At 72.6% G+C, this 24,147-nt stretch carries 20 protein-coding genes; 17 read left to right on the top strand and 3 right to left on the bottom strand.

Annotation, left to right across the window (positions count from 1 at the left end; translation table 11 throughout):
* Positions 1–33: 33 nt before the first annotated feature.
* Positions 34–915 (bottom strand): LysR family transcriptional regulator, encoded by an 882-nt coding sequence (locus tag RY076_RS21175; RefSeq protein WP_323101479.1) that lies wholly within the window; start codon positions 913–915, stop codon positions 34–36.
* 78 nt (positions 916–993) lie between these two features.
* Here RY076_RS21175 and RY076_RS21170 point away from each other — a divergent pair, with 78 nt between their 5' ends.
* Entirely contained in the window at positions 994–1,287 is a 294-nt protein-coding gene (locus tag RY076_RS21170) for a hypothetical protein (RefSeq protein ID WP_323101478.1), read from the top strand.
* A 95-nt stretch (positions 1,288–1,382) separates the two neighbouring features.
* Here the strand turns inward: RY076_RS21170 and RY076_RS21165 are convergent, their stop codons facing one another.
* The gene (locus tag RY076_RS21165; protein WP_323101476.1) at positions 1,383–3,779 is read right to left on the bottom strand and encodes an excinuclease ABC subunit UvrA; all 2,397 of its coding nucleotides are present in this window, start codon (positions 3,777–3,779) and stop codon (positions 1,383–1,385) included.
* A gap of 164 nt (positions 3,780–3,943) precedes the next feature.
* Complete coding sequence (locus tag RY076_RS21160; protein ID WP_323101474.1) at positions 3,944–6,019, bottom strand: elongation factor G-like protein EF-G2; 2,076 nt, start codon at positions 6,017–6,019, stop codon at positions 3,944–3,946.
* A 124-nt stretch (positions 6,020–6,143) separates the two neighbouring features.
* Between RY076_RS21160 and RY076_RS21155 the strand changes: the two genes are divergently transcribed.
* From RY076_RS21155 to tyrS, 16 genes are all read left to right on the top strand, one after another.
* Positions 6,144–7,448, top strand: coding sequence for an MFS transporter (locus tag RY076_RS21155; protein WP_323101472.1), 1,305 nt, complete (start codon positions 6,144–6,146; stop codon positions 7,446–7,448).
* Between the two features lie 292 nt (positions 7,449–7,740).
* Positions 7,741–8,409: a translation initiation factor IF-3 gene (gene infC, locus RY076_RS21150; RefSeq protein ID WP_323101680.1), complete on the top strand. Its 669-nt coding sequence runs from the start codon at positions 7,741–7,743 to the stop codon at positions 8,407–8,409.
* Between the two features lie 97 nt (positions 8,410–8,506).
* Entirely contained in the window at positions 8,507–8,701 is a 195-nt protein-coding gene (gene rpmI / locus RY076_RS21145; RefSeq protein WP_323101470.1) for a 50S ribosomal protein L35, read from the top strand.
* 92 nt (positions 8,702–8,793) lie between these two features.
* Entirely contained in the window at positions 8,794–9,180 is a 387-nt protein-coding gene (gene rplT / locus RY076_RS21140; RefSeq protein WP_323101469.1) for a 50S ribosomal protein L20, read from the top strand.
* Positions 9,181–9,217: 37 nt separating this feature from the next.
* Complete coding sequence (locus RY076_RS21135) at positions 9,218–10,021, top strand: TrmH family RNA methyltransferase (protein ID WP_323101466.1); 804 nt, start codon at positions 9,218–9,220, stop codon at positions 10,019–10,021.
* A gap of 62 nt (positions 10,022–10,083) precedes the next feature.
* Entirely contained in the window at positions 10,084–11,223 is a 1,140-nt protein-coding gene (locus RY076_RS21130; protein ID WP_323101464.1) for a sensor histidine kinase, read from the top strand.
* A 123-nt stretch (positions 11,224–11,346) separates the two neighbouring features.
* Positions 11,347–12,456, top strand: a complete 1,110-nt coding sequence (gene pheS, locus RY076_RS21125; RefSeq protein ID WP_323101462.1) for a phenylalanine--tRNA ligase subunit alpha — start codon at positions 11,347–11,349, stop codon at positions 12,454–12,456.
* Between the two features lie 4 nt (positions 12,457–12,460).
* Positions 12,461–15,019 carry a phenylalanine--tRNA ligase subunit beta gene (gene pheT / locus RY076_RS21120; RefSeq protein ID WP_323101460.1) on the top strand — a complete coding sequence of 853 codons (2,559 nt, stop codon included), beginning with the start codon at positions 12,461–12,463 and terminating at the stop codon, positions 15,017–15,019.
* Between the two features lie 68 nt (positions 15,020–15,087).
* On the top strand, positions 15,088–16,128 hold the full coding sequence (argC, locus tag RY076_RS21115) for an N-acetyl-gamma-glutamyl-phosphate reductase (RefSeq protein WP_323101458.1): 1,041 nt from the start codon (positions 15,088–15,090) through the stop codon (positions 16,126–16,128).
* Entirely contained in the window at positions 16,125–17,297 is a 1,173-nt protein-coding gene (argJ, locus tag RY076_RS21110; protein ID WP_323101457.1) for a bifunctional glutamate N-acetyltransferase/amino-acid acetyltransferase ArgJ, read from the top strand. Before argC ends, argJ begins: the two co-directional genes overlap by 4 nt.
* Positions 17,294–18,280: an acetylglutamate kinase gene (gene argB / locus RY076_RS21105; RefSeq protein WP_323101455.1), complete on the top strand. Its 987-nt coding sequence runs from the start codon at positions 17,294–17,296 to the stop codon at positions 18,278–18,280. The genes argJ and argB overlap by 4 nt, the downstream gene beginning before the upstream one ends.
* Positions 18,277–19,485: an acetylornithine transaminase gene (locus RY076_RS21100; protein WP_323101453.1), complete on the top strand. Its 1,209-nt coding sequence runs from the start codon at positions 18,277–18,279 to the stop codon at positions 19,483–19,485. The genes argB and RY076_RS21100 overlap by 4 nt, the downstream gene beginning before the upstream one ends.
* Positions 19,482–19,967: an arginine repressor gene (gene argR, locus RY076_RS21095; protein WP_323101451.1), complete on the top strand. Its 486-nt coding sequence runs from the start codon at positions 19,482–19,484 to the stop codon at positions 19,965–19,967. Before RY076_RS21100 ends, argR begins: the two co-directional genes overlap by 4 nt.
* Before the next feature lie 53 nt (positions 19,968–20,020).
* Positions 20,021–21,490, top strand: coding sequence for an argininosuccinate lyase (gene argH, locus RY076_RS21090; RefSeq protein WP_323101449.1), 1,470 nt, complete (start codon positions 20,021–20,023; stop codon positions 21,488–21,490).
* Positions 21,491–21,493: 3 nt separating this feature from the next.
* Positions 21,494–22,174 carry a DNA-3-methyladenine glycosylase gene (locus RY076_RS21085; RefSeq protein ID WP_323101447.1) on the top strand — a complete coding sequence of 227 codons (681 nt, stop codon included), beginning with the start codon at positions 21,494–21,496 and terminating at the stop codon, positions 22,172–22,174.
* A 123-nt stretch (positions 22,175–22,297) separates the two neighbouring features.
* Positions 22,298–23,560, top strand: coding sequence for a tyrosine--tRNA ligase (gene tyrS / locus RY076_RS21080; RefSeq protein ID WP_323101445.1), 1,263 nt, complete (start codon positions 22,298–22,300; stop codon positions 23,558–23,560).
* Positions 23,561–24,147: the final 587 nt, after the last annotated feature.

The following is a 24,147-nucleotide window of genomic DNA, read 5'->3' as shown; positions in this document are numbered from 1 at the left end:
TCGCACCGACGCGTCGGGCCCTCGCGCGTCCTGTCAGCCGATGAGCTCCTGGAGCAGCTCGACGGCGCGGCCCGCGGCGGCGTTGCCCGCGGGGTCGCGCACGACGGCGGCGATGCGTCGCACCGGGCGGGGCGCGGCCAGGGGGAGCACGGCGACGTCCTTCGGGACGACGTGCGCGGCCAGCTGCGGCACGACCGTGATGCCGACGCCCGCCTTGACGAACGCGATCGCCGTGTAGTGGTCCTGGGCCTGGACCGCGAACCGCGGCCGGAAGCCGGCGGCCTCGCAGGCGCTGGACAGGATCCGCGAGCAGGCCGTGTTGGGCAGGTCGTTGCGGATCCAGGTGTCGCTCGCGAGCTGAGCGAGGCCGACCTCGTCCTCGCCGGCGAGCGGGTGGTCGGCGGGCAGCACGGCGACGTACGGGTCGACGGTGAGCGGCACCCGCCGCGAGCCCTGCGGGTCGGTGGCGCCGGCGACGTCGACGACGATGTCGAGGTCGGGCGTCGGGCCGGCGTGGTCGGGGGCCTCGGTGAGGACGAGCTCGAGGGTGAGGTCGGGCAGCTCGGTCGTGAGGCGCCGCGCGAGGATCGGCATCCACTCGGCACCCGCCGAGGCGAAGTAGCCGATGGTGAGGCGGTCCGAGCGTCCCTCGCGCAGGTCGGCGACAACGCCGTCGAGCCGCGTCAGCTGGCCCATCAGCTCGTTGGTGTTGGCGACGAGCGCGCGGGCTGCGGCGGTGGGCGTCAGGCCCCGGCCCTCGCGCGCGAAGAGGGTCAGTCCGGTCTCCTTCTGGAGCGCCGAGATCTGCTGGCTGATGGCCGAGGGCGTGAAGCCGAGGTTGTCTGCGGCGGCCTGGATCGAGCCGCTGGCCATGACCGACCGGAAGACGCGGATGCGGTGGGTGTCGAGCACCATCTGACAGTACAGCGAGACTTAAGGTTTGTGTAGCAAACATCGCTTGTGCTGAATAGTTAAGGGTTGGATCATGGAGGCATGACGACACGCCTCCTCTCCCGCGCCTCCCTCTCCTCCCTCCGGTCCATGGCCGCCACGCAGCGCCGCGGCCACCTCGCCGGCCTGCTCCGGCCGGCCGCCGACCGCGACCTCGACCGCATCTCGACCGACCTGCTCTACCTTGCGCAGGCCGACCCCGCCGCCGACCGCCCGACTGTGCCGACCCGCGACCGCCACACCACCCCGGTCGACCTCGACGCGCGGCGCGCCCAGGCGTCCGGCCGTGGCGTCCTCGAGCACGCTGAGCAGCCCGAGCACGCACAGGCCAGCTGACGACGCCCGCGCGTCGTCACGCGGCACCACGAACGGCCGACCGGGCACCTGCCCGGCCGGCCGTTCGTGCGTCCGGCGTCGGTCGGCCGCGCCGCTCAGGCCCCGACGTAGTCGGCGAGGTGCCGGCCGGTGAGGGTCGACCGAGACGCGACGAGCTCGGCGGGCGTGCCCTCGAAGACGACGGTGCCACCGTCGTGCCCCGCGCCCGGGCCGAGGTCGATGATCCAGTCGGCGTGCGCCATGACGGCCTGGTGGTGCTCGATGACGACGACGGACTTGCCGGCGTCCACGAGCCGGTCGAGCAGGCGCAGGAGGTTGTCCACGTCGGCGAGGTGCAGGCCGGTCGTCGGCTCATCGAGGACGTAGACCCCGCCCTTCTCGCCCATCCGCATCGCGAGCTTGAGCCGCTGGCGCTCGCCGCCGGAGAGGGTGTTGAGCGGCTGGCCGAGCTTGAGGTAGCCGAGGCCGACGTCCTCCATCCGTTGCAGGATCGACGCCGCCGCAGGGGTCTTCGCCTCGCCTGCGGCGAAGAAGGCGTGCGCCTCGGCGACCGGGAGGTCGAGCACCTCGGCAATGTTCAGGCCGCCGAAGGTCAGCTCGAGCACCGACGCCTGGAACCGCTTGCCGCCGCACTCCTCGCACAGCGTCGCGACGGTCTCCATGAAGCTCAGCTCGGTGTAGATCATCCCGTTGCCGTTGCAGCTCTCGCAGGCGCCCTCCGAGTTCGCGCTGAAGAGAGCGGGCTTGACGCCGTTGGCCTTGGCGAACGCCTTGCGGATCGGCTCGAGCAGGCCGGTGTAGGTGGCCGGGTTGCTCCGCCGCGAGCCCTTGATGGCGCCCTGGTCGATGACGACGACGTCCTCGCGGCCCGCCACCGACCCGTGGATGAGCGAGCTCTTGCCCGACCCGGCCACGCCCGTGACGACGCAGAGCACCCCGAGCGGCACGTCGACGTCGACGTCCTTGAGGTTGTGGGTCGACGCCCCACGGATCTCGATGGCCCCCTTGGCTTTTCGCAGGTCGTCCTTGAGCTGGGCCCGGTAGTGCAGGTGCCGTCCGGTGAGGGTGTCGGAGGCCTCGAGCCCCGCGACGTCGCCCTCGAAGCAGATCCTGCCGCCGCCGGTGCCGGCGCCCGGGCCGAGGTCGACGACGTGGTCGCCGATGACGATCGTCTCGGGCTTGTGCTCGACGACGAGCACCGTGTTGCCCTTGTCGCGCAGCTCGAGCAGGAGGTTGTTCATCCGCTGGATGTCGTGCGGGTGAAGGCCGATCGTCGGCTCGTCGAAGACGTACGTGACGTCGGTCAGCGCGGAGCCGAGGTGGCGGATCATCTTGGTGCGCTGGGCTTCTCCGCCCGACAGTGTGCCCGCGGGGCGGTCGAGCGACAGGTAGCCCAGCCCGATCTCGACGAACGAGTCGAAGAGGTGCAGCAGGTTGCCGATGAGCGGCCCGACGGAGCTGTCCTTGACCCCGCGCACCCACTCGGCGGCGTCGGTGATCTGCATCGAGCACACGTCGGCGATGCCCTGCCCGTTGATCTTCGACGAGCGTGCGGCCTCGTTGAGGCGCGTGCCCTCGCAGGCCGAGCACGGGGCGAACACGGCGGCCCGCTCGACGAAGGCCTTGATGTGCGGCTGCAGCGAGTCGACGTCCTTGCTGAACATCGACTTGCGGATCTTGGGGATGAGGCCCTCGAAGGTGACGTTGATCTTCTCGACCTTGACCTTGCGCGGCTCGGCGTAGAGGAAGTCCTCGCGCTGCTCCGGGGTGAGGTCCTTGATCGGCACGTCCGGCGGCACGGCCACCTTGTACGCCGCCACCATCCAGCCGTCGGCCGTGTAGCCCGGAACGAGGATCGCCCCCTCGACCAGGGACCTGCTCTCGTCGACGATGGCCGTGAGGTCGAGGTCGGAGACGCTGCCGCGGCCCTCGCACTGCGGGCACATGCCGCCGAGGTAGACGACGTTGCGCGCGATGCGCTTCTCGCCGGTGTCCGAGGTCATGATGCCGCTCGCCTTGCGCGTCGGGACGTTGAAGGCGAAGGCCGTCGGCGGTCCGACGAACGGCTCGCCGATGCGGCTGAAGAGGACTCGGAGCATCGCGTTGGCGTCGGTGGCGGTGCCGACGGTCGAGCGGACGTTGGCCCCCATCCGCTCCTGGTCGACGAGGATCGCCGTCGTGATGCCCTCGATGACGTCGACCTCGGGCCGGGCGAGCGAGGGCATGAAGCCCTGGACGAAGGTGCTGTACGTCTCGTTGATCATCCGCTGCGACTCGGCGGCGATGGTGCTGAAGACGAGCGAGCTCTTGCCCGAGCCGGACACCCCGGTGAACACCGTGAGGCGCCGCTTCGGGATCTCGACGCTGACGTCCTTGAGGTTGTTCTCCCGCGCGCCCTGGACGCGGATGAGGTCGTGCCGGTCGGCGGCGTGCCCGACCGACGCCGGCGCCCCCGTCGTGCGCGCGTCGGTCGTCGTCGTGCCGTTGCCCATCGTGTCTCCCCGTGTTCGTCGCAGTTCGTCGCTGCTCGTCGGTGCCCGCGCGCGGTCGTCGGCGCGGCCCGTCCCGAGCGTAGGTGGCCCGGGGCGGTCCCACGGTAGACACGAGCAGGACTGCGGCGCTTCTCGATTCCTGACCCGCTGCGGTCGCTGCGGCCTCAGCCCTTGAACAGCTCCTTGGCCTTGTCCGCCGGCAGCAGGTCGTGCCGCACCGGCTCTCGCGTGAACGAGCCGGTGCCGTGCGACACCGAGCGCAGGTCGATGGGGTAGCGGGACAGCTCGGACGCCGGGACCTCCGCGTGCACGACGGTCCACCCTCCGCCGTCGCCGACGGCGTCCGCCGGCTCCGTGCCGAGCACCTGGCCGCGCCGGCCCCGCAGGTCGGACATGACGGCACCGAGGTACTCGTCGGCGATGGTGATGTCGACGCGGTCGATCGGCTCGAGCAGCGCCATCGTCGACTCGTTCGCGGCCTCCTTGAGGGCGAGGGCGGCCGCGGTCTGGAACGCGACGTCGGAGGAGTCGACCGAGTGCGCCTTGCCGTCGACGAGCGTCACCCGGACGTCGACGACGGGGTGCCCGGTGAGCAGCCCCTTCTCGAGCTGGTGGCGGGCCCCCTTCTCGACCGAGGGGATGAACTGCCGTGGCACCGAGCCGCCCACGACCTTGTCGACGAACTCGAAGCCGGAGCCCCGGGGGAGCGGCTCGATGCGGATCGAGCACACGGCGTACTGCCCGTGACCGCCGGACTGCTTGACGTGGCGTCCCTGCACCGAGCAGGTGCGCACGAACGTCTCGCGCAGGGCGGTGCGGTAGGGCTCCGCCTCGACCGTGACGCCGTAGCGGTCGGCCAGCTGAGCGATGAGGTCGTCGACGTGGGCCTGGCCCATCGTCCAGAGGACGACCTGGTCGGTCTCGACGGAGTGGTCCAGGCGCACCGTGACGTCCTCGGCGACGATCCGCTGCAGTGCACCGGCGAGCTTGTCCTCGTCGGACTTCGTCGCCGCGCGGATCGCGACGGGCAGCTGCGGCTCGGGCAGCAGCCACGGGGCGACGACCGCGGGGCGGTCGGGGGAGGAGAGGGTGTCGGAGGTCTCGGCCCGGGTCAGCTTCGACACCAGGACGAGCTCGCCGGCGATGGCGTTGCCCCGCGGGCGGTGCGCGTCGCCGAAGGGCGACGCGAGCGGCCCGACGCGCTCGTCGTCGTCGTGCGCCGGGTGGCCGGCCACCTCGTGCCCGACGAAGTCGCCGAGGTGGCCCGACACGTGGACGGTGTCGTCGACGTGGAGGCTCCCGGAGAAGATCCGCACGAGGGAGAGCCGCCCGACGTAGGGGTCGGTCGTCGTGCGCACGACCTCGGCCACGAGCGGCGCGTCGGGGTCGCAGGCGACGCCGGAGACCTGGCCGCCGGCCGGCGAGGTCACCATCGGCAGCGGGTGCACGGTGGGGTCGGGGAAGGCGCGCTCGATGATGCCGAGCAGCTCCTCGACGCCGGCGCCCGTCAGCGGCGAGACCGGCAGGATCGGGAAGAACGAGCCCAGCTCGATGGCGGTGCGCAGGTCGGCGAGCAGCGACGTGGTGTCGAGGGTCTCGCCCTCGAGGTAGCGGTCGAGCAGCGTCGCGTCCTCGGACTCCTCGATGACCGACTCGATGAGCGCGCTGCGGGCGTCCTCGTGCTCGTCCGACGTCTCGCCGGTGAGCAGGCCGACGACGCCGGTGACCTGGCCACCCTCGAGGACCGGCCAGTGCGTGGCCCGGGCGTCGCCGAAGGTGCGGCGGCACGTCTCGACGGTCGCGCCGAAGTCGGCCCGTGGCTGGTCGAGGTGGGTGACGACGACGGCCCGCGGCATGCCGACCGCCGCGCACTCGCGCCAGAGCAGTGAGACCGGCCGGTCGATGTCGTCGGCGCCGGACACGACGAACACCGCCGCGTCGGCCGCCCGCAGCCCGGCGCGCAGCTCGCCGACGAAGTCGGGGTAGCCGGGGGTGTCGAGCAGGTTGAGGGCGATGCCCCCGCTGTCGAAGGAGGCCGTCGTCAGGGTCGTCGTGCGGACGTGGTCGGTGGTGCCGGGTCCGCTGGTGCGCTGGCCGGGCACGCGCGCCGCGAGCAGGGCCTCGAAGAGGGCCGTCTTGCCGGCGCCGCCTGGGCCGACGAGCACGACGTTGCGGATGTCCTGCGGCGAGGCGGGGCTGGGGGCCGCAGGAAGGTCTGATCTGCCGGGCGTCTTTGCCATGACCCCACCTTTCTCCTCCAGCCCGGCGGCCACAAGGGAATGCGCGAGGCGCCCCCCGACGCCCATGGATCGCAGGTGTGAAACGCGGGTGCGACGTGCCGGTGGCGGGTGGTTGGCTTGGTCCATGGACCTCCGGAAGTACGGGCCGGTGCTCGCGAACCGCGACACCCGACGCGCGCTGCTGCTCGGCTTCCTCATCCGCGTGCCGATGTGGGCCGGTGGGGTCATCCTGACGCTGCACGTCGTCACGAGCCTCGGTCGCAGCTACGGCGCGGCCGGGCTCGTCTCGGCCGCCGCGACCATCGCCGTCGCGATCTCCGGTCCGTGGCGCGGCCGCCTCCTCGACCGAATCGGCCTGCGCCGCACCGTCGGTCCCTCGCTCGCCGTACAGGTCGTCTGCTGGTCGATCGCTCCCTGGGTCGGCTACGCGCCCCTCATCGGGCTCGCGGCGCTCGCCGGCCTCTTCGTCGTGCCGACGTTCTCGATCCTGCGCCAGGTCATCATCCGGTCGGTGCCGAGCGAGCAGCGGCGCACCGCCCTGTCGCTCGACTCCTCGGCCACCGAGCTGTCCTTCATGGCTGGCCCGGCGATCGGGGTCTGGCTCGCGACCTCCTGGCAGACCGGCTGGGCGCTGTTCGTCTGCGAGATGGCGGCTGTCGCCGCCGGGTGTGTCCTGTGGCTCGTCAACCCGCCGCTGACGGCCGCGCCCGCCACTGGGGGCGCCGACGCCACCGACGCCACCGACGCCGTGGATGCCGACGGGGATGCGCCGGCGCCGCGTCGGGCGATCCACGGCTTCGTCACGCTCCCGGTCGCCGCCGTGCTCCTCGCGGCCGCGTGCTCGACGCTCGTGCTGTCCGGCACCGACGTCTCGGTCGTCGCGGCGCTGCGCAGCTTCGGCTCCACCGGCTCGATCGGCTGGGTGCTCGCGCTCTGGGGCCTGGGCTCGCTCGTCGGCGGTCTCGTCTACGGCGCCTGGCACCGCTCGGTCTCCGTCTTCTGGCTGCTCACCGGCCTCGCGGCCAGCACCGCACCGGTCGCCCTCGCCGCCGGCGTCCCGAGCTTCGCCGTCCTCGTCACCGTGTGCGGCCTGCTCTGCGCGCCGACCGTCACGGCCACCGTCGAGCAGCTGAGCCGGCTGGTGCCCGAGAGGCACCGCGGCGAGATGATGGGCTGGCACGGGTCGGCGATGACGGCCGGGTCCGCGCTCGGGGCCCCGATCGCCGGCTTCGCGATCGACCGCGGCGGCTGGCAGTGGGGCTTCCTCGTCGTGTCGGCCATCGGCCTCGTCGTCGCACTCGCCGGGGCCCTCGCACCCCGGGGACGCCGGCGCGTCCGCCCCGGCGCCGAGGCTCCGGTGCAGCCCGCGGCCCTGGCCCCCGGCGTCGATTCGGTCCCCGGCGCTCCGGCTGCTACTGTTGAGCACTGACCAGTCGTCCACGCATCGTGCCCCCGGGCCGGAGCGCGGACGACGTGCAAGAGAAGCTCGCTTCCACCCGCGTCGACCAGCAGGTCGCCGGGTCCCAGGTCTGCTCGACGGAGGATCACCCCACTGGTGTGTGGTGGGCACCGTCGAGCCGCGTGCGGCGTCGGCGACGACACCGCGCGTGTGAACCCAGGGCTCCTCGTGCACTCACGAGGAGCCTTTTTCTCGTCCTGGGTCAGGCGCCGGCAGAGCAGTTCCTGCAGGTCACACCAGTCATCGAACTTAGGAGCACCACATCAGCGAGCCTCGCATCAACGAGCGCATCCGGGTCCCGGAAGTGCGTCTGGTTGGCCCCAACGGCGAGCAGGTCGGCATCGTGCGCGTCGAGGACGCGCTGCGTCTGGCCGAGGAGGCGAACCTCGACCTCGTCGAGGTGGCCCCCATGGCGAAGCCGCCGGTCGCCAAGCTCATGGACTTCGGCAAGTTCAAGTACGAAGCCGCCATGAAGGCACGGGAAGCGCGCAAGAACCAGGTCAACACGGTCATCAAGGAGATCAAGCTCCGCCCGAAGATCGACCCGCACGACTACGGCACGAAGAAGGGCCACGTCGAGCGGTTCCTCAAGGCCGGTGACAAGGTCAAGGTGACGATCATGTTCCGCGGTCGCGAGCAGAGCCGTCCCGAGCTGGGCCGCCGTCTGCTCGAGCGTCTCGCCGACGACATCGCCGAGCTCGGCTATGTCGAGTCGGCACCGAAGCAGGACGGCCGCAACATGATCATGGTGATCGGCCCGACCAAGAAGAAGGCCGAGGCCCGCGCCGAGCAGCGCCGGGCCCGCACCACCACCCCGGCCGGCGCCGAGGGTGAGGTCGCCCCGCAGGCCGAGCAGGCCGGCGAGCAGACGACCGAGCACACCCCCGAGCACACCCCCGAACAGACCACCGAGACCGCCGCCGCCGAGTGACCGGCGGTCCGGACTCCCCGGCGGGCTCCCCGAGCCTGCCGCACCACGGACGACGTACGCCTCACGTACGCACGCAACACGAAGGAGATCGGCCACCATGCCGAAGATGAAGACGCACAGCGGTGCGAAGAAGCGTTTCCGCCTCACCGGCACCGGCAAGGTCATGCGAGAGCAGGCCGGCGGCCGCCACCTGCTCGAGCACAAGTCGAGCAAGAAGATGCGTTCCATCGCGAACGACGTCCAGGTCTCCGCCCCGGACGCCAAGAAGGTCAAGAAGCTCCTCGGCAAGTGAGCCGAGACCCCCACAGCATCCGCTGAGCAGCCGGGACGTCTCGGTCAGGCCAGCAACACCTCAGTGTGTTCCAGTAAAGAAGGAGTGTTCACGTGGCACGCGTGAAGCGGGCGGTCAACGCCCAGAAGAAGCGTCGCGTCGTTCTCGAGCGCGCGAGCGGTTACCGCGGTCAGCGGTCGCGTCTCTACCGCAAGGCCAAGGAGCAGGTCACCCACTCGCTGGGCTACGCCTACCGTGACCGTCGCGCCAAGAAGGGTGACTTCCGTCGCCTCTGGATCCAGCGCATCAACGCCGCGGCCCGCGCCAACGGCATGACCTACAACCGGTTCATGCAGGGCCTCAAGGCCGCCGGTGTCGAGGTCGACCGCAAGATCCTCGCCGACCTCGCCGTCAACGACGCGCCGGCCTTCGCCACCCTCGTCGAGCTCTCGCGGGCCAACGTCCCCGCTACGGCCGACAAGGCCGGCGACGCCGCCTGAGCGTCACCCGCAGCGCACCCGAGCGCCGGGACACCCCGTGCTGACCAACACCCGATCCGATCGGGTCAAGGCGGTCCGGGCGTTGTCCCGGCGCTCCGTGCGTGAACGCACCGGCCAGTTCCTCGCCGAGGGTCCCCAGGCGGTCCGCGAGGCCGTCGCCCACCGGCCCGGCGCCGTCCGCGACGTCTACGTCACGCCGGACGCGGCGCAAAGGCACGCGGACATCCTCGCGGCCGCCCGCGCTGCCGACCTGTGGGTCCACGAGGTGAGCCCCGAGGTGCTCGCCGCCATGTGCGACACCGAGTCGCCGCAGGGCCTGGCCGCGGTCTGCCTGACCGTCGACGTCCCCTTGGACGAGGCGCTCGACCGGGTGCCCGACGGCGGGTTCGTCTGCGTGCTGACGAACGTGCGCGACCCCGGGAACGCCGGCACCGTCATCCGGGGCGCCGACTCCGCGGGTGCCGACGCCGTCGTCGTCAGCGACGCCAGCGTCGACGTCTACAACGCCAAGGTCGTCCGCTCGACCGTCGGCTCGCTCTGGCACCTGCCGGTCGTCGTGGGCGTGCCCGTTCCGGAGATCCTCGAGGCCCTGCGCTCCCGCGGCGTCGCGCTGCTCGCCGCCGACGGCGCGGGCACGACGCTGCTGCACGACACCGACCTGCACCGCACACACGCGTGGGTCATGGGCAACGAGGCGTGGGGCCTGCCGGCCGAGATCCGCGACGCCTGCGACGACGTCGTCAGGGTGCCGATCTACGGTGCCGCCGAGTCGCTCAACCTCGCCATGGCAGCGACGGTCTGCCTCTACGCGTCCGCCGAGGCCCGCCGCACCGGACGCTGACGCGCCGCTTCGGCACGGTCCTGGTGGGGCACGGTCGCCTTGGTCATGACTATCCTCGCTCCATGACCCGCGTCGACGGTTCCGGCGACCACCTGCCCCGGTCCGTGGACGCCATGGCCCCCGTGGCGATGATGGGCGAGCTGCTGCCCGACGGCCTCGTCGTCGTCGGCTCCGACCGGCGCATCCGGTTCGTCAACGCCGAGGCGGCGCGCATCCTGACCTGCACGCCCGACGAGCTCGTCGGCCGGCCCCTCGACGAGGGCCTGCCCTTCACGGACAAGTACGGCCGCCCGTGGTGGGAGCACACCGACCCGTGGGGCGGCCTCGCCTCGAGCCCCGGCCACCGGGAGAAGCTGCTCGTGGCCCCGGCAGGCCAGGACGTCCTCGTCACGGCCCGGTACGTCAGAGGCGGCGACGGTCGCGTCGAGCGGATCCTGCTCGGGCTGCGCGACGCCGAGGCCCGTCAGCGGGCCGAGCGCGAGCAGGCGACCGTCCTGTCGACCGTCGCCCACGAGCTGCGGGCGCCGCTGACGTCGGTCACCGGCTTCACGAGCAGCCTGCTGCGCCGGTGGGACCGGTTCACCGACGAGCAGAAGCGGCTCATGATCGAGACCATCGAGTCCGACGCCACGCGCCTGACCCGCCTCATCACCGAGCTGCTCGACATCTCGCGCCTCGACTCCGACAGCCTCAACCTGCGCCTCGGTCCGGTCGACCTCGAGGCAGTGCTGCGGGGCCACGTCGTCCGCTACGAGGTCGGACGCGCGCCCGGCGCCGTGGCGCTGCGGCTGGGCCCTGCGGCCGGCGCCCGGGGGCTGCCGGAGATGTGGGCCGACACCGACCGCCTCGAGCAGATCTTCTTCAACCTCATCGAGAACGCCCTCCAGCACGGCTCCGGCCCGGTCACGGTGACCCTCGACCGCGACGGGGCGCGGGAGGGCGCGCGGGACGCGTCGGGCGTCGAGTGCGTCGTCGTCCACGTCGACGACGAGGGGGAGGGCATCGCGCCCGCCGACCGCGACAAGGTGTTCGGTCGTTTCTGGCACGGCCCCTCGAACGCGAGCACCGGCCTCGGCCTCTACGTCGTGCGCGGCCTCGTCGAGGCGCACGGCGGCACGGTGCACGTCTCCGACAACGAGGCCGGCGGTGCGCGGTTCGTCGTTCGCCTGCCGGCGGGACTGCCGGCGGTCGTCGGCCCCTGACGCCCGTAGGTAGGCAGGCAGCCGGGCAGGTCGGCCGGACGCCGCGGAAACCGGTTCGACGCCGCCCCTAGACTGGCAGCCCAGAACCGACCCGCACCCGAGCGAGAGCAGCCACGCACGCCGATGTCCGGACCCAACACGAACTACGACCCGGTCGAGGTCTCCGCGCTCGACCCGGCACAGATCGACGCCGCCGTCCAGGAGGCCCTCGCCGCGATCGCCGCGGCCACCTCTCTCGACGACCTCAAGGCCGTGCGCACCGCCCACCAGGGTGAGAAGAGCGCGCTCGCCCTCGCCAACCGCGAGATCGGCGCCCTGCCGCCGAGCGCCAAGGCCGAGGCCGGCAAGCGGGTCGGCCAGGCGCGCGGACGCGTCGGGCAGGCCGTCGCCGCGCGGCAGGTGCAGCTCGAGGCCGAGCGCGACGAGCGCATCCTCGTCGAGGAGCGCGTCGACGTCACGGTCCCCGTGTCCCGCCGGCCGCTCGGGTCGCGCCACCCCATCGAGCTGACGGCCCAGCGCCTCGTCGACGCGTTCGTCGGTATGGGCTGGGAGGTCGCCGAGGGGCCCGAGCTCGAGAGCGAGTGGCTCAACTTCGACGCCCTCAACCTCGGCCCCGACCACCCGGCCCGGCAGATGCAGGACACCTTCTTCCTCGACCCGGTCGACTCCGGTCTCGTGCTGCGCACCCAGACCTCCCCGGTGCAGATCCGCACGATGCTCGAGAAGGAGCCGCCGATCTACATCGTGGCCCCGGGCAAGGTGTTCCGCACCGACGACCTCGACGCCACGCACACGCCGGTCTTCCACCAGATCGAGTGCCTCGCCATCGACAAGGGCCTGACGATGGCCCACCTGCGCGGCGCGCTCGACGCGTTCGTGCGCATCATGTTCGGCGAGGACACCCGCACCCGGGTGCGCGCCAACTACTTCCCCTTCACCGAGCCGAGCATGGAGACCGACTTCCTCTGCTTCGCCTGCCACGGGGCCGAGACCTGGGGCACACCGGAGCAGTGCCGCACGTGCGGCGGCTCGGGCTGGATCGAGCTGGGCGGCTCGGGGATGGTCAACCGCAAGGTGCTGCGCACGTGCGGCATCGACCCCGACGTCTACTCGGGTTTCGCCTTCGGCCTCGGCATCGAGCGCGCGCTCATGCTGCGGCACGGGGTGCAGGGCATGCACGAGATGGTCGAGGGCGACGTCCGCTTCTCGCAGCAGTTCGGAATGGGGGCCTGACCCGATGCGCATGCCACTGACCTGGCTCGCCGAGTACACCGACCTGCCCGCGGGCGCCACCGGCGCCGACGTCGCGGCCGGTCTCGTCGGCGTCGGCCTCGAGGAGGAGGACCTCCACGGCGGCGACATCACCGGCCCGCTCGTCGTCGGGCGCGTCCTCGAGCTCGTCGAGGAGCCGCAGAAGAACGGCAAGACGATCCGCTGGTGCACGGTCGACGTCGGCCAGCACGGCCAGATGGTCTCCGAGGGCAAGCACCAGGAGATCGTCTGCGGCGCCGACAACTTCGCCGTCGGCGACCTCGTCGTCGTCGTGCTGCCGGGGGCGACGCTGCCCGGCGGTTTCCACATCGCCGCGCGCAAGACCTACGGGCACGTGTCCAACGGCATGATCTGCGCCGAGGACGAGCTCGGCATCGGCCACGACCACAGCGGCATCATCGTGCTCGAGCGGCTGCTCGGCGCCGAGAAGGCCGCCGGGGTGCAGCCGGGCGACGACGCCATCGCCCTCCTCGGCCTCGCCGAGGAGACCGTCGAGACCAACGTGACGCCCGACCGCGGCTACTGCTTCTCGGTCCGTGGCCTGGCCCGCGAGTACTGGCACAGCCAGGGCAGCCCGGCCGGCGGCTTCCGCGACCCCGCGGCCGTCGACGTGCCGGAGGGCAACGACGCCGGCCACCCGATCCGCGTCGAGGACGACGAGCCGCTCGAGGGCGTCGTCGGCTGCGACCGGTTCGTGGCGCGCGTCGTGCGGGGCATCGACCCCACGCGTCCGTCGCCGCCGTGGATGCAGAAGCGCCTGACGCAGATGGGCATGCGCCCGATCTCCCTCGCCGTCGACGTGACGAACTACGTCATGCTCGCCGTCGGGCAGCCGCTGCACGCGTACGACCTCGCCAAGCTCGACGGCCCGGTCGTCGTGCGCCGGGCGCGGGCGGGGGAGTCGCTGACGACCCTCGACGACGTCGAGCGCACCCTGTCCACGGAGGACCTGCTCATCACCGACTCCGGCGAGCGGCCGCTCGCCATCGCGGGCGTCATGGGTGGCGCGTCCTCCGAGGTCGACGACGCCACCACCGACGTCCTCGTCGAGGCGGCGCACTTCGACCCGACGACGGTGGCCCGCTCCTCGCGCCGGCACCGCCTCGTCACCGAGGCGTCCAAGCGCTTCGAGCGCGGCGTCGACCCCAAGGTCACGGCGGCGGCGGCCCAGCTCGCCGTCGACCTGCTCGTCGAGTTCGGCGGCGGCACCGTCGACCCCGGTGTCACCGACCTCGACGCCACGACCGACCGTCAGGCCTACCTGCTCGACCTCACCGAGCCGGGCCGGATCATCGGCATCGACTACCCGCGCGAGCGGGTCGTGCAGATCCTGCGCGACCTCGGCTGCACCGTCGACGAGCAGGGGCCGGGCACCGACGCCGGGCACGTCCTCGTGACGCCGCCGTCGTGGCGCCCCGACCTCGTCGACGCGCCCGACTACGCCGAGGAGGTCGCGCGGATCGACGGGTACAACAACATCCCCTCGATCACCCCGACGCCCTCGCAGGGTCGAGGTCTGACGCACGCGCAGCGCACGCGGCGGCTCGTCGCCGACGCGCTGGCCGGCGCCGGCTACACCGAGGTGCTCAGCTACCCGTTCGTCGGCGAGGAGCTCTCCGACCAGCTCGGTCTGTCCGCCGACGACGACCGCCGGCAGGCGGTCCGGGTCGCCAACCCGCTGTCGGAGGAGCGTCCGCTGCTGCGCACGACGGTGCTCGCCAGCCTCGTCGACGTCCTGCGCCGCAACCTGGCGCGCGGTCACAAGGACGTCGCGCTCTACGAGCTCGGCCTCGTGTTCCGTCCCGGCGGTCCGCTCGCGAAGGCGCCCGTGCCCGGCGTCGGCGCCCGCCCCGACGACGCGACGCTCGAGGACCTCTACGCGGCGGTGCCGCCCCAACCGCGCCGGGCGGCCGTCGTGGCCACCGGCCAGGTCGAGCCCGCCGGCTGGTGGGGCTCGGGGCGGACTGCCGACTGGAGCGACATGGTGGCGGCGGTCCAGGCCGTCGCGGCGGCGCTCGCGGTGCCGGTCGTCGTCGCGGCCGACGCCGACCACGCGCCGTGGCACCCGGGCCGGTGCGCCCGCATCAGCCTCGCCGACGGCACGCTCGTCGGCCACGCGGGTGAGCTACACCCGAAGGTCCTTGCGGCGCTGGACCTGCCGGCCCGCACCGTCGCGGCCGAGTTCGACGTCGACGTGCTCATCGCCGCGAGCGAGGAGCCGGTCCAGGCGACGGCGTTCTCGACGTTCCCACCGGCCCTGACCGACGTCGCCCTGCTCGTCGCGAGCGACGTCGCCGCAGCCGACGTCGAGCGGGCCCTGCGGGCCGGGGCGGGTGAGGCGCTGGAGTCGATCGTGCTCTTCGACGTCTACGAGGGCGAGCGCGTCGAGGCCGGGCACCGGTCCCTCGCGTACCGGCTCACCTTCCGCGCCGCTGACCGGACGCTGACGACCGACGAGGTCAACGCCTTCCGCGACGCCGCGGTGGCGTCGGCGGCCGAGGCCACGGGAGCCGTCCAGCGCTGATCTGCGGCCGCGGTCGTCCAGCGGTGGCGGCATGCAGAAGTATGCATCGCGGTGTATAGTCATGCATCGTGACCAGGGCAGCAGTGGCGGGAGCGAGCGGCTACGCCGGAGGAGAGATCCTCCGGCTGCTGCTCGCCCACCCGCAGATCGAGGTCGGGGCCGTCACGGCGGCCAGCAGTGCGGGTGAACGGCTCGGGGGCGTTCACCCGCACCTGACCCCCCTCGCGGACCGCGTCCTCGAGGCGACGACACCCGAGACCCTCGCCGGTCACGACGTCGTCTTCCTCGCCCTGCCGCACGGCCACTCGGCGGCCATCGCCGCCGCGCTGCCGGACGACGTCGTCGTCATCGACTGCGGCGCCGACTTCCGGCTCGAGTCGGCCGACGCGTGGACCACCTTCTACGACACCCCGCACGCCGGCTCGTGGCCCTACGGTCTGCCCGAGCTGCCGCTGGCGTCCGGGACCCAGCGCGAAGCGCTCGCCGGCGCGACGCGCATCGCCGTCCCCGGCTGCTACCCGACCGGCATCTCCCTGGCCCTCGCACCCGGGTTCGCAGCCGGCGTCCTCGAGCCGGACGACGTCGTCGTCGTCGCGGCCTCCGGCACCTCCGGCGCGGGCAAGTCGCTCAAGCCGCACCTGCTCGGCGCCGAGGTCATGGGCGCGATGTCGCCCTACGGCGTCGGTGGCGGACACCGGCACACCCCCGAGATCGAGCAGAACCTCGGTCGCGCGGGCGGGGCACCGGTCACCGTCTCCTTCACCCCGACGCTGGCCCCGATGCCGCGCGGCATCCTCGCGACGTGCACGGCCCGGCTCGTGCCAGGCACCGACCCGGCCGCCGTGCGCGAGGCGTGGGAGAAGGCCTACGCGTCGGAGCCGTTCGTCCACGTCCTGCCCGAGGGCAGCTGGCCCTCCACCGGCAGCGTCATCGGCAGCAACAACGTCCTCATCCAGGTGGCGGTCGACGAGCGCCTCGGCCGCGTCGTCGTCGTGTCGGCCGTCGACAACCTCACCAAGGGCACGGCCGGCGCCGCCGTGCAGTGCGCCAACCTCGCCCTCGGCCTCGACGAGACGCTCGGGCTGCCCGTCGCGGGGGTGGCCCCGTGAGCGCCACCGACCCCCGGCCCGCCGTCCACCTGCCGAAGGGCTTCCGCGCCTCCGGCGTGACTGCGGGCCTCAAGGCCAGCGGTCGCCCCGACGTCGCGCTCGTCGTCAACGACGGGCCCGACCACCACGCCGCCGCCGTCTTCACGAGCAACCGCGTCGAGGCGGCGCCCGTCACGTGGTCGCGCCAGGTCGTCGCCGACCGACGCGTCGACGCCGTTGTCCTCAACTCGGGCGGCGCCAACGCCTGCACCGGCGCCCAGGGCTTCCTCGACACCCACCGCACGGCAGAGCACGTCGCCGAGGTCGTCGGAGCCTCGGCCGGCGACGTCGTCGTCTGCTCCACCGGGCTCATCGGCGAGCTGCTCCCGATGGACCGTCTGCTCGCCGGCGTCGACGCGGCTGCAGCCGGGCTGAGCCCCGAGGGTCACGAGGACGCCGCCGTCGCGATCATGACGACCGACACCGTGCGCAAGGTCGCCACGCACGTGGGGGAGGGCTGGAGCGTCTCCGGGATGGCCAAGGGCGCCGGCATGCTCGCCCCGGCCCTCGCGACGATGCTCGTCGTCCTCACGACCGACGCCGTCGTCGACCCCGCCGACCTCGACGCCGCCCTGCGCGCCGCCACGAGCGTCTCGTTCGACCGCATCGACTCCGACGCGTGCATGTCGACGAACGACACCGTCGTCGTCCTCGCCTCCGGTGCCTCCGGCGTCCGCGTCGACGCCGCAACGCTGACCGACGCGCTCACCGCGGTGAGCGCCGCTCTGGCTCGCCAGCTCATCGGCGACGCCGAGGGCGCGAGCCACGACATCGCCATCGAGGTGCGCGGCGCGGCGTCGGTCGACGACGCCCTCGAGGTGGCCCGCGCCGTCGCGCGCAACAACCTCTTCAAGTGCGCCGTCTTCGGCAACGACCCCAACTGGGGCCGGGTGCTCGCCGCCGTCGGCACGACCCGCGCCGCCTTCGACCCGACCACGCTCGACGTCGCGATGAACGGCGTCCAGGTGTGCCGCGCCGGCGGCGTCGGCGAGGACCGCTCGCTCGTCGACCTCACCGCCCGCGAGGTCCACGTCCTCGTCGACCTCCACGCCGGCCCCGAGACCGCGACGGTCTGGACCAACGACCTCACCAACGACTACGTCCACGAGAACTCGGCCTACAGCACATGACCCGCAGCAGCCCGACCCACCCGAACCAGCGCAACCTGCGCGGCCTCATCGACGCCGCCTCGATCCGCGTCGCCGCAGGCAAGGCTGCGACGCTCGTCGAGGCGCTGCCGTGGCTCGAGCGGTTCCGCGGCGCGCTCGTCGTCGTCAAGTACGGCGGCAACGCCATGATCGACGAGGGGCTGAAGAAGGCCTTCGCCGAGGACGTCGCGTTCCTGCGCTACGCCGGTCTGCGGCCCGTCGTCGTCCACGGCGGCGGCCCGCAGATCAAGGCGATGCTCGACCGCGTCGGCCTGGAGAGCGAGTTCCGCGGCGGCCTGCGGGTCACGACGCCCGAGGTCATGGACGTCGTCCGGATGGTCCTCACGGGCCAGGTCGGTCGCGAGCTCGTCGGCCTGCTCAACCAGCACGGCCCGATCGCCGTCGGCCTCTCCGGCGAGGACGCGTCGCTGCTCGGGGCGCGGCGGCGCAGCACCCTCGTCGACGGCGAGGAGGTCGACCTCGGCCTCGTCGGCGACGTCGAGAGCGTCAACCCCTCGGCGATCCTCGACATCCTCGACGCCGGGCGCGTGCCCGTCGTGTCGACCGTCGCCCCCGACCTCGACGTCGACGGCCAGGTGCTCAACGTCAACGCCGACTCGGCGGCGGCCGCGATCGCCGTGGCCCTGCAGGCCGAGAAGCTCGTCGTCCTCACCGACGTCGAGGGCATCTACGCCAGCTGGCCCGACCGCAGCTCGCTGCTGTCGACGATCGACCTCACCGCCGCGCGCGAGCTGCTGACCCGCGTCGACGCCGGCATGGTCCCCAAGCTCGAGGCGTGCATCCGCGCCGTCGAGGGCGGAGTGCCGCAGACGCACGTCGTCGACGGGCGCGCGCCGCACTCGATCCTGCTCGAGATCTTCACCGACGAGGGGATCGGCACCATGGTCCTGCCCGACATCCGCTCGACGCCCGAGGGCGCCGGAACCGACGGGAGCCCGTCATGACCGCCACCTCCCACGCCACCGGCCGGCAGCTGCTCGACCGGTACGCCGGCTCCCTCGTCCAGGTCTTCGGCACGCCGCAGCTCGTCCTCGCCTCCGGCCACGGCTGCTGGGTCACCGACGTGGACGGCAACCGCTACCTCGACCTGCTCTCGGGCATCGCCGTCAACGCGCTCGGCCACGGGCACCCGGCACTCGTGCAGGCCGTCGCCAAGCAGGCCGAGCAGGCCATCCACGTCTCCAACTTCTTCACCTCCGAGACGGCGATCCTCCTCGCCGAGCGCCTCCTCGGGCTCGCCAACGCCCCCGCGGGCTCCGGCGTCTTCTTCGCCAACTCCGGCACCGAGGCCACCGAGGCCGCGATCAAGCTGTCGCGCCGCACCGGGCGCACGCGCATCGTCGCGCTCGAGGGCGCCTTCCACGGCCGGTCCACCGGGGCCCTCGCGCTGACGCACAAGGAGGCCTACCGGGCCCCGTTCGAGCCGCTCATCCCCGAGGTCGTCTTCGTGCGTCCGGGCGACGCCGACGCCCTGCGCGGCGTCATCGACGAGCACACGGCCGCGGTCTTCCTCGAACCGGTGCAGGGCGAGGCCGGCGTCCGTGAGCTGTCCGACGACTACCTGCGCCTGGCGCGCGAGCTGACGTCCGCGCACGGTGCGCTGCTGGTCCTCGACGAGATCCAGAGCGGCATCGGCCGCACCGGCGACTGGTTCGCCCACCAGCGCTCGGGCATCGTGCCCGACGCGATGACGCTCGCCAAGGGCCTCGGCGGCGGCGTGCCGATCGGCGCCCTCGTGACGTTCGGCAGCGACGTCACCGCGATGCTCTCGGCCGGCCAGCACGGCACGACCTTCGGCGGCAACCCGCTCGCGTGCGCGGCCGGGCTGGCCGTGCTCGACACCATCGAGCGAGACGACCTGCTCGGCAACGTCCGACGCGTCGGGGCCCTCCTCGACGCCGTGGACGTCCCCGGCGTCAGCGGCACGCGCGGCCGCGGGCTGCTCCGGGCGATCGAGCTCGACGGCGTCTCCTCGGCCGCCGCGATGGTCGCGGCCCGTGAGGCCGGCTACATCGTCAACGCGGTCACCCCGACGGCGCTGCGCCTCGCCCCGCCCCTGGTCATCACCGAGGCCGAGCTGCAGGGCTTCCTCGACGACCTCCCCGCGATCCTCGCGGCCGCCCGCGCGGCCGAGCAGGGCACGCCGTGAGCCGCACCCAGCGGCAGCGCCGCATCGTCGAGCTGCTCGGCCAGCACCCCGTGCACAGCCAGGGCGAGCTCGCCGACCTGCTCGTCGCCGACGGCATCGACGTGACCCAGGCGACGCTGTCGCGCGACCTCGTCGAGGTCGGTGCGGTCAAGGTCCGCCGCGACCGCGCCCTCGTGTACGCCGTGCCCGGGGAGGGCGGCGAGGTTGCCGCCGTCGGTTCGCTCGGCGACTCCTCGTCGGCCCGGCTGCGGCGCACGTGCGAGGAGCTGCTCGTGTCGGCCACGGCAGCCGGCCAGCTCGTCGTCCTGCGCACCCCGCCTGGCGCGGCCAACTACCTCGCGTCGGCCATCGACCAGACGCGCGACCCCGACGTCGTCGGCACCATCGCCGGCGACGACACGATCATGATCGTCACCGACGGTGCCGAGCGCGCCCTCGCGGTCGCCGACCGCCTCCTCGCGCTCGCCGGCACCCGCGAGTGACGCCCTCGCGCAGCCTCGACCGAACCACTCCCGTCACTTCCCAGGAGGACCTGATGCCGACCGACGCCACCCCCACCACGCCGGACGGCGTCGAACAGGGCGAGTCCGGCGAGGGCCGCGTCAGCCTCTGGGGCGGCCGGTTCAGCGGCGGTCCCGACCAGGCCCTCGCCGCCCTGAGCAAGAGCACGCACTTCGACTGGCGTCTCGCGCCCCACGACATCGCCGGCTCGCGCGCCCACGCCCGGGTCCTCGCCGCTGCGGGGCTGCTCTCCGACGATCACCTCGCCGGCATGCTCGAGGGCCTCGACCGGCTCGAGGCCGACGTGCGGTCCGGCGCCTTCGTGCCGGCGCAGGACGACGAGGACGTCCACACGGCCCTCGAACGCGGACTCATCGACCGGGTCGGCACCGACCTCGGCGGGCGGCTGCGCGCCGGCCGCTCCCGCAACGACCAGGTCGCCACGCTCTTCCGGATGTACCTGCGCGAGCACGCACGCGTCGTCGGTGGCCTCGTCCTCGACGTCGTCGACGCGCTCGTGACGCAGGCCGAGCGCCACCACGGCGTGCCGATGCCCGGGCGCACCCACCTGCAGCACGCGCAGCCCGTCCTCCTGGGCCACCACCTGCTCGCGCACGCGTGGGCGCTGCTGCGCGACGTCGACCGGCTCCGCGACTGGGACGCCCGCACCGACGCCTCGCCGTACGGGTCCGGCGCCCTTGCCGGCTCCTCGCTGGGCCTGGACCCCGAGGCCGTCGCCCGGGACCTCGGCTTCAGCCGTGCCGTCGAGAACTCCATCGACGGCACCGCCTCGCGCGACTTCGTCGCCGAGTTCGCCTTCGTCGCGGCGATGACCGCCGTCGACATCTCCCGGATCGCCGAGGAGGTCGTCATCTGGGCGACGAAGGAGTTCTCGTTCGTCACCCTGCACGACTCGTACTCGACGGGGTCGAGCATCATGCCGCAGAAGAAGAACCCCGACGTCGCCGAGCTGGCCCGGGGCAAGGCCGGTCGCCTCGTCGGCGACCTCGCCGGGCTGCTCACGACACTCAAGGCGCTGCCGCTCGCGTACAACCGCGACCTCCAGGAGGACAAGGAGCCGGTCTTCGACGCCGTCGACACCCTCGAGGTGCTGCTGCCGGCGTTCTCGGGCATGGTCGCCACCCTGACCTTCCACACCGACCGCCTCGCCTCCCTCGCGCCGCAGGGCTTCGCGCTCGCCACCGACGTCGCCGAGTGGCTCGTCCGCGAGGGCGTCCCGTTCCGCGTCGCCCACGAGGTGGCGGGGGAGTGCGTGCGGGTCTGCGAGTCGCGCGACATCGAGCTGTGGGACCTCACCGACGACGACTTCGCGGCGATCAGCGAGCACCTGACGCCGGGCGTCCGCTCGGTGCTGTCGGTCGAGGGCTCGCTCGCGTCCCGTGACGCCGCCGGCGGCACCGCGCCGGTCCGCGTCGCCGAGCAGCTCGAGGCTGCTCGCGGGCGCCTGGCCGCCGCGCGCGAGTGGACGGCCGCTAGCGTCTGACAGGTGACCGACGCCGCAGCACCTCCGCGCCGACGCGGGCCTGCTCGTGCGCCTGGGGGGCGGCTGCCCCGTTCGTTCTTCGCCCGGCCGGTCCTCGAGGTGGCCCCCGACCTGCTCGGGTGCACCGTGACGCACGGGGGCGTGACGCTGCGCCTCACCGAGGTCGAGGCCTACGCGGGTGAGGTCGACCCCGGTTCGCACGCCTTCCGGGGCCCGACGCCGCGCACCCGCGTCATGTTCGGCCCTGCCGGGTTCCTCTACGTCTACTTCACCTACGGCCACCACTGGTGCGCGAACCTCGTCGCGGGCGACGAGGGCAACGCGTCGGCGGTGCTGCTGCGAGGTGGGGAGGTCGTCGACGGCCACGACGTCGCCGCCGGCCGACGCGTCGGGCAGCGGGAGCGCGACTGGGCCCGCGGTCCCGGCCGGCTGGGTCAGGTGCTCGCGCTCGGCGCGTCCGAGACGGGGCGCGACTTCTGCCGTCCGCCGGTCGGCGACCCCGTCGACCTCGTCGTGCGCGCGCCGGCCACCGCGACCGACGCCGCCCGCGTGCGTACCGGCCCGCGCGTCGGCGTCAGCGGCGCCGGCGGTGACGGCTCGGTGTTCCCGTGGCGGTTCTGGCTCGACGGCGAGCCGACGGTGTCGGCGTACCGGCCGGGCGTCGTGCGGCAGCGCCGGCCGTGATGTGGGACGACCGGCAACCCGTTCGCCGCAGCCGGTGCCCGTAGGGCAGGCTGTGCGCGTGGGCACCCGGCCCCCAGCCGGCTGGGTCGCCGGTTGAAGCCCGACCGAGAGGAACCGATACCCGTGACCGACATCTTCGACGAGCTGCAGTGGCGCGGCCTGGTGGCGCAGACCACCGACGAGGCGGCGCTGCGCGAGGCACTCGCCGACGGGCCGATCACGCTGTATTGCGGTTTCGACCCGAGCGCGCCCTCGCTGCACTTCGGCAACTTCGTCCAGCTCTCCGTGATGCGCCGGATGCAGGCGGCGGGGCACCTCGTCATCTGCCTGGTCGGCGGGTCGACGGGGCTCATCGGCGACCCGAAGCCCGACTCCGAGCGGGTCCTGCAGGACAAGGACACGATCGCCGCAGCGGTGGCGCGCATCCAGCAGCTCGTGGGGCCGCTGCTCGACTTCGACGGCGACAACGCGGCGGTGCTCGTCAACAACCTCGACTGGACGGCGCCGATGAGCGCCCTCGACTTCCTGCGCGACGTCGGCCGGCACTTCCGGGTCAACCAGATGATCCGCAAGGAGGCCGTGGCGCGGCGCCTCGAGAGCGACCAGGGCATCTCGTACACCGAGTTCAGCTACCAGATGCTCCAGGCGCTCGACTACCTCGAGCTGTATCGCAGCCGGGGGTGCGTGCTCCAGATCGGTGGCAGCGACCAGTGGGGCAACATCACGGCCGGCGTCGACCTCGTCCACCGGGTCGAGGGACAGTCGGTGCACGCGCTCGCGACCCCGCTTCTCGTCGACTCGACGGGCCGCAAGTTCGGCAAGTCGGAGGGCAACGCCGTGTGGCTCAGCGCCGACATGACGAGCCCGTACGCCTTCTACCAGTACTTCCTCAACGTCGAGGACGCCTCGGTCGTGGGCATGCTCAAGGCCTTGTCGGACCGCTCCCGTGAGGAGATCGGCGAGCTCGAGCGGCAGGTGGCCGAGGAACCGTTCCGCCGGGCTGCCCAGCGCGCCCTGGCCGCAGACGTCACGACGCTCGTGCACGGCGCCGCGGCGACCGAGGCGGTGCAGGTGGCCTCCGAGGCGCTCTTCGGCAAGGGAGACCTCGGCGTCCTCGACGCCTCGACGCTCAAGGACGCGACCTCCGAGCTGCCGGGCGCCGACGTCGCGGTCGGAGGGTCGTTCGTCGATGCCCTCGTGGCGGTGGGCCTCGTCGAGTCGCGCAACGCGGCCCGCCGCGCGATCGCCGACGGGGGAGCCTCGCTCAACAACGCCAAGGTCACCGATCCCGAGCTGGTGCTCGGCGAGGGCGACTTCCTGCACGGTGAGGTGGCCGTGCTCAAGCGTGGACGCCGCAACCTGGCGGCGGCGCGACGCTCGGGCTGACGTCCTCCGTGCGTGTCGACAGGCTCGCCCAGGCGCCCCAAAGGGCTCCGTAGGCACCTGAACGGCCGGATTCCGTTGTGATGCAACGGGATTCGGCCGTTCTTGCGTCTGTAGGGGGCGGGATTTGTGTTTCCCGCGGGGCCCGGGCTACTGTTCTCTTCGTCAGCCCGACAGGGAGGAACGGACGCCACGGCGATCGAGTGAATCGATCGCGAAGCTGGCCGGTCCCGGGGCAGACATCCGGTGGGTCCACGACCACGCGATGGTCGTTCGCNCGGGTAAGTTTGAAGGGTTGCCCCGGAGGCCGGGCCCGCGTGTGTGGGTGTGGTTGATGGTGTGTGTCTGATGCTTGAGAACTCAACAGCGTGTCAAAAATCGATGCCAATACCTCGTCTCGAGGAGCCGGCGTGTGCTTGTGACTTCATGGTCGCGGGTTGCTGGTTTCTTGGATGATTTATATTTCTTTGGTTGACAACGACGATCAGTATTTTTTGCTGGTTGTTCGGCTCAGCCTGGATCATTTTTGCCCTTCGTGGGTTGTTTGAACATCAACGGAGAGTTTGATCCTGGCTCAGGACGAACGCTGG

The sequence above is a fragment of the Intrasporangium zincisolvens genome (assembly GCF_034724055.1).
Classification (GTDB): Bacteria; Actinomycetota; Actinomycetes; order Actinomycetales; family Dermatophilaceae; genus Monashia; species Monashia zincisolvens.
This window is presented reverse-complemented; position numbering and strand designations above follow the sequence as displayed.

Bases quoted from the DNA above. Each gene is read 5' to 3' on its own strand.
- rpmI (WP_323101470.1), top strand. From the start codon at position 8,507: ATGCCGAAGATGAAGACGCACAGCGGTGCGAAGAAGCGTTTCCGCCTC.
- pheS (WP_323101462.1), top strand. From the start codon at position 11,347: ATGTCCGGACCCAACACGAACTACGACCCGGTCGAGGTCTCCGCGCTC.
- argB (WP_323101455.1), top strand. From the start codon at position 17,294: ATGACCCGCAGCAGCCCGACCCACCCGAACCAGCGCAACCTGCGCGGC.
- RY076_RS21170 (WP_323101478.1), top strand. From the start codon at position 994: ATGACGACACGCCTCCTCTCCCGCGCCTCCCTCTCCTCCCTCCGGTCC.
- pheT (WP_323101460.1), top strand. From the start codon at position 12,461: ATGCGCATGCCACTGACCTGGCTCGCCGAGTACACCGACCTGCCCGCG.
- RY076_RS21160 (WP_323101474.1), bottom strand. From the start codon at position 6,019: ATGGCAAAGACGCCCGGCAGATCAGACCTTCCTGCGGCCCCCAGCCCC.
- RY076_RS21165 (WP_323101476.1), bottom strand. From the start codon at position 3,779: ATGGGCAACGGCACGACGACGACCGACGCGCGCACGACGGGGGCGCCG.
- RY076_RS21100 (WP_323101453.1), top strand. From the start codon at position 18,277: ATGACCGCCACCTCCCACGCCACCGGCCGGCAGCTGCTCGACCGGTAC.
- argH (WP_323101449.1), top strand. From the start codon at position 20,021: ATGCCGACCGACGCCACCCCCACCACGCCGGACGGCGTCGAACAGGGC.
- RY076_RS21155 (WP_323101472.1), top strand. From the start codon at position 6,144: ATGGACCTCCGGAAGTACGGGCCGGTGCTCGCGAACCGCGACACCCGA.
- RY076_RS21130 (WP_323101464.1), top strand. From the start codon at position 10,084: ATGACCCGCGTCGACGGTTCCGGCGACCACCTGCCCCGGTCCGTGGAC.
- RY076_RS21175 (WP_323101479.1), bottom strand. From the start codon at position 915: ATGGTGCTCGACACCCACCGCATCCGCGTCTTCCGGTCGGTCATGGCC.